1 pseudogene is annotated in these 251 nt (G+C 65.7%); it reads left to right on the forward strand.

The features are described 5' to 3' along the window. A pseudogene (locus ABFX56_RS16235) lies at nt 1-251 on the forward strand (elongation factor 4); the annotation flags it as partial.

A 251-nucleotide genomic window follows, 5' to 3' on the forward strand; every position in this document is an offset into this window, starting at 1 on the left:
GGTCGACGCGTTCAGCGCCATCGTGCACCGCGACAAGGCATACGCCTACGGCCTGCTGATGACCGAGCGGCTGAAGAATCTGATCCCGAGGCAGCAGTTCGAGGTGCCCATCCAGGCGGCGATCGGCGCCAGGATCATCGCCCGCGAGTCCATCACCGCGATGCGCAAAGACGTGCTCGCAAAGTGCTACGGCGGCGACATCACCCGCAAGCGCAAGCTGCTCGAGCCCGGCGCCAGGGTCGAGGTGCATT

The sequence above is a fragment of the Parafrigoribacterium mesophilum genome (assembly GCF_039652555.1).
Classification (GTDB): domain Bacteria; phylum Actinomycetota; class Actinomycetes; order Actinomycetales; family Microbacteriaceae; genus Parafrigoribacterium; species Parafrigoribacterium mesophilum.